We start from the raw sequence: 3,732 nt of genomic DNA, 5'->3' as shown, positions 1-3,732 counted from the left end.
GTCTTTCTGACCTTCGACGGCGAAGTGGCGCCGGGCGAGCCCTTTGCGCATATGGTCGCCAACAGGGTGCTGAACGGCGCCTTGCGGGCCAGCGCCGAAAAGCTCGGCATCGACATCATCGAAGGCGTCGCCGTGCAGGGGTTCGAGACCAACGGCGCCGGCATCACAGTGCATCTCGCCGACGGCGCGACCCTGAAGGCCCGCCTGCTGGTCGCCGCCGACGGCGTCAACTCGAAGCTGCGCGACATGGCCGGCATCAAGACGGTGAAGTGGGAATATGGCCAGTCGGGCATCGTCTGCACCGTGGCGCATGAACGCCCGCACAACGGTCGCGCCGAAGAGCATTTCCTGCCGGCCGGCCCCTTCGCCACATTGCCGCTCAAGCCCGGCGAGGACGGCACCAACCGCTCGTCGATCGTCTGGGTCGAGCGTACGCCCGACGCCGAGAAGCTGGTGGCCGGTGACGATCTCCTCTTCGAACACGAACTCGAACAGCGCTTTGGCCTGAAGCTTGGCGAGATCCGCGTTGCCGATAAGCCGCGCGCCTGGCCGCTCGGCCTGACCATTGCGCGCGCCTTCGTCGCACCCCGCATCGCGCTCGCCGGCGATGCCGCCCACGGCATCCACCCGATCGCCGGCCAGGGACTCAATCTCGGCTTCAAGGATGTCGCGGCCCTTGCCGAGGTGATCGTCGAGGCCGACCGGCTCGGCCGGGACATCGGCGCGCTCGACGTGCTCGAGCGCTACCAGCAGTGGCGCCGCTTCGACACGGTGCAGATGGGTGTCACCACGGACGCGCTGAACCGGCTGTTTTCCAACGATATCGGCCCGCTGCGCACCGTCCGCGACATCGGCCTCGGTCTCGTCGAACGCATGCCGCGCCTGAAGGATTTTTTTATCCGGCAGGCGTCGGGACTGTCCGCCAGCACGCCGCGACTATTGAAGGGCGAGGCGATCTGATCGATTCAGCGCCCCCCAACGTCGTCATCCTTGGGCGCAGCGACGCGAAGCGGAGCGAAGACCCCAGGATGACGAAGCGATGGCGTTTCCGCCAATCGCCCAAGGTATGCGCTCAGTTGACCTCGAAACCCAGCTTCTGCCGCAGCCGCAATATCCTCTGGTCGGATATTTCGATGCGTTTCTCGCCGCCCTGGGCGGCGCGGTTGACCATCTGCAGCAGATCGTTTCGCTCGGCGACATCGAGACGTTCGCGTAGAAACGGCGCCAGCTTGTCGATGACAACGGTGGCGTCGTCGACTTGCGCCGCCGCCCATTTGGCATAGATCACCGCCTCGTCGGTCTTCTTCTTGTCGGCGATCTCGGAAATCACCGCGCGGATGACGGCCTCGCGCTGCGGCAGGATGGGCCCATCCTCGGAGACGATTGATGTGATCAGCGTAGCCGCCGCTACGACTGGATCATCGATCGCCGTCAGCGGCGACAGCGCCGCCTGCTTGCGCAGCTTCTTGCGGCGTACCGAGCCCTGAACCCGGCCAATGACATCGGCAACGTCACGCGCGGCCTCGTTCATGGCCTTCATCCGGTACCACCAGAACGCCGCCGCGCCCATCACGCCAAGGATAGCAATCAGGAAAGGCATGTCGAAATCCCCAAGAACCCCGGCGACGATAGGAGAACTCTCGCCTTGCTTCAACACGCAAAAGTTGCGCACGGAACCGAAGCCCGAACGCTCAGCCCGACGCTCTGGTTTTCGAAGCAGCCACAACGCTGGCAGGGCTCTATGACCCCGGTATGTCGTAGATGGCCCGGACCTCGATCGTGCCGAGTTCGGCCAGTGGAATACCAGCGGCAATGTCCAGCGCCGCTTCGAGATCTCCGGCCTCGATCATGACGAAACCAAGCAATTGCTCCTTGGTCTCGGCGAACGGCCCGTCGATAACCAGCCGCTTGCCCTGACGCCGCCGCACGGTTTTGGCTGTTTTCACCGATTGCAGCGCCTGCGCGACGATCAGCAGGCCGCTCTCCTCCAGCGCCCGGTCGTAGGCCAGCGAATCGGCGTCGAGCTTGGCCGACCTTGCCGGGGTCAGCGCGTGAAGATCCTTTTCCTCACCATAACCAGGCAGACATATTTCATTTCCAGCCCCCTTGCCGCTGTGAACCATAGGATGCGCCGACGAGGGCATCGGTGTTGCCACTGACCGCCGCCGCATGATCGAGAAGGCATGCCGCGATGCCGATGATGGCAACCGCCGCCAGAAGCCGGCCAAAGCCGGACGCCGGCGGACGCAGCCAGAAGTCTTCTTCTCGTCGCCCGGCCCCGCAGCCTGCACCTTTCCACGATGCAAAAAACATACTGTCCATGTGAACCTTCCATCCGGCCACAAATCCGTGGCCATCCGCAGGACGGGCGAAGCAGATCAAAGTCGACATTTCTGCACCGGCATTTTCGGAAAAATCTGGCCACCGGTGCCGGCACCGTGCGGTGGTTCAAAGAGCGCAGTGGCCTTCGCGTCCGCGCGCGCTATAGTTGACCGGACGCCGGCTCGGCCTCGACAACGAACCCCAACCACGACAACCAAGGAGGAATTCATGGACCGCACCGCAAACGCCGTCTGGAAAGGCAATCTGAAAGAGGGCACGGGCACGCTCGACACCCAGAGCGGAACCTTGAAGGGCACGCCCTATTCGTTCAAGGCGCGCTTCGAGGACGAGAGCGGCAAATCCGGCACCAATCCGGAAGAACTGATCGCGGCGGCGCACGCAGGCTGCTTTGCCATGCAGTTCTCGCATTTCCTGGCCGAGAACGGCACGCCAGCCACCGAACTCGATGCCAAGGCCGTGGTGACGCTGGTTCCCGGCACGGGGATCACCGGCAGCGCACTCACCGCGGTCGGCAAGGTGCCCGGCATCGATGCGGCGAAATTCACGGAGCTGGCCGAGAAGGCCAAGGCCGGATGCCCGGTCTCGAAGGCGCTCGGCGCCATAAACGTATCGCTTGATGCCCGGCTCGGCTGAAAGCGCTGCATCCGTGTAAGACCCGGCGCGAGCGCCCAGGCGCGCGCCGGCCTATGCTCCCAGCGCGTCCAGGCGAGCGCGCAGTGCGGCGACTTCCTGCTCCAATGCCTCCAACCGCGCCTCCAGGTCGGAAGCAGGCAGGGCCGATGCACTGCGCTGCACCGAAAGGGCGGCAACGTCCACCGGGCCGCTGAGGAGATGAACGTAGCGGTCCTCGCGCTGGCCTGGTCCGCGCGGGATTTCCTGGATGAGTGGCGGTCGACGGCCGATCAGCATGTCGAGTTCGGCGCGCAGATCTTCGATCGACGGGAACCGCGCCATGCGCTCGCCCCGCGCCAGCAGTTCATGGGCCGTCTGCGGCCCGCGCAGCAACAGCAGGCCGATCAAAGCGGTCTGCGGCGTGGTCAGCGAGAAGCGCTGCGCCATCTGGTGCTCGTAGCGCTCGACGCGCGAGCCGAACATCTGCCGCACCAGTCCCTTTTGTTCGAGCAGCTTCAGCCCCCGGTGCACCTCGGTCTGCTCCAGTGCCATCACCGGCTCGCGCGCCGTCTTCTGGTTGGCGGCGGCCAGTGCTGCGTTGAGCGTCAGCGGATAGACATCCGGCGTCAGCTCTTTCTTCTCGATCAGGCAGCCGAGGATGCGGGCTTCGCTGGGAGAGAGGATGGGAAGATCGTCGCTCATTGGACTAAAATCCTTTCTGAGGCCGGCGGGACAGCGCCCCCCTCTGTCCTGCGGGACATCTCCCCCACGTGGGGG

The 3,732-nt window shown here is 64.8% G+C and carries 5 protein-coding genes and 1 pseudogene; 2 read left to right on the top strand and 4 right to left on the bottom strand.

Going from position 1 to position 3,732, the window contains the following annotated elements; genetic code table 11:
• The coding region (locus EN939_RS24915; protein WP_127270466.1) for a ubiquinone biosynthesis hydroxylase at positions 1-960 on the top strand (960 nt) is incomplete at its 5' end.
• Positions 961-1,072: 112 nt separating this feature from the next.
• Here the strand turns inward: EN939_RS24915 and EN939_RS24910 are convergent.
• The 3 genes and pseudogenes from EN939_RS24910 to EN939_RS24900 form a co-directional block, all read right to left on the bottom strand.
• Entirely contained in the window at positions 1,073-1,600 is a 528-nt protein-coding gene (locus EN939_RS24910; protein ID WP_127270047.1) for a hypothetical protein, read from the bottom strand.
• 139 nt (positions 1,601-1,739) lie between these two features.
• A pseudogene (locus EN939_RS24905) lies at positions 1,740-2,095 on the bottom strand (YciI family protein).
• Complete coding sequence (locus tag EN939_RS24900; protein ID WP_236382945.1) at positions 2,092-2,391, bottom strand: hypothetical protein; 300 nt, start codon at positions 2,389-2,391, stop codon at positions 2,092-2,094. The pseudogene EN939_RS24905 and the gene EN939_RS24900 overlap by 4 nt, the downstream one beginning before the upstream one ends.
• A 159-nt stretch (positions 2,392-2,550) precedes the next feature.
• On the opposite strand from EN939_RS24900, the gene EN939_RS24895 reads away from it, so the two are divergent.
• Complete coding sequence (locus tag EN939_RS24895; RefSeq protein WP_127270051.1) at positions 2,551-2,976, top strand: OsmC family protein; 426 nt, start codon at positions 2,551-2,553, stop codon at positions 2,974-2,976.
• Positions 2,977-3,027: 51 nt separating this feature from the next.
• Here the strand turns inward: EN939_RS24895 and EN939_RS24890 are convergent, their stop codons facing one another.
• A complete protein-coding gene (locus EN939_RS24890) occupies positions 3,028-3,657 on the bottom strand; it encodes a YceH family protein (protein ID WP_127270053.1) in 630 nt (209 codons plus the stop codon).
• Between the last annotated feature and the right edge of the window lie 75 nt (positions 3,658-3,732).

Source organism: Mesorhizobium sp. M7A.F.Ca.CA.002.05.1.1 (genome assembly GCF_003998335.1).
Classification (GTDB): Bacteria; Pseudomonadota; Alphaproteobacteria; order Rhizobiales; family Rhizobiaceae; genus Mesorhizobium.
This window is presented reverse-complemented; position numbering and strand designations above follow the sequence as displayed.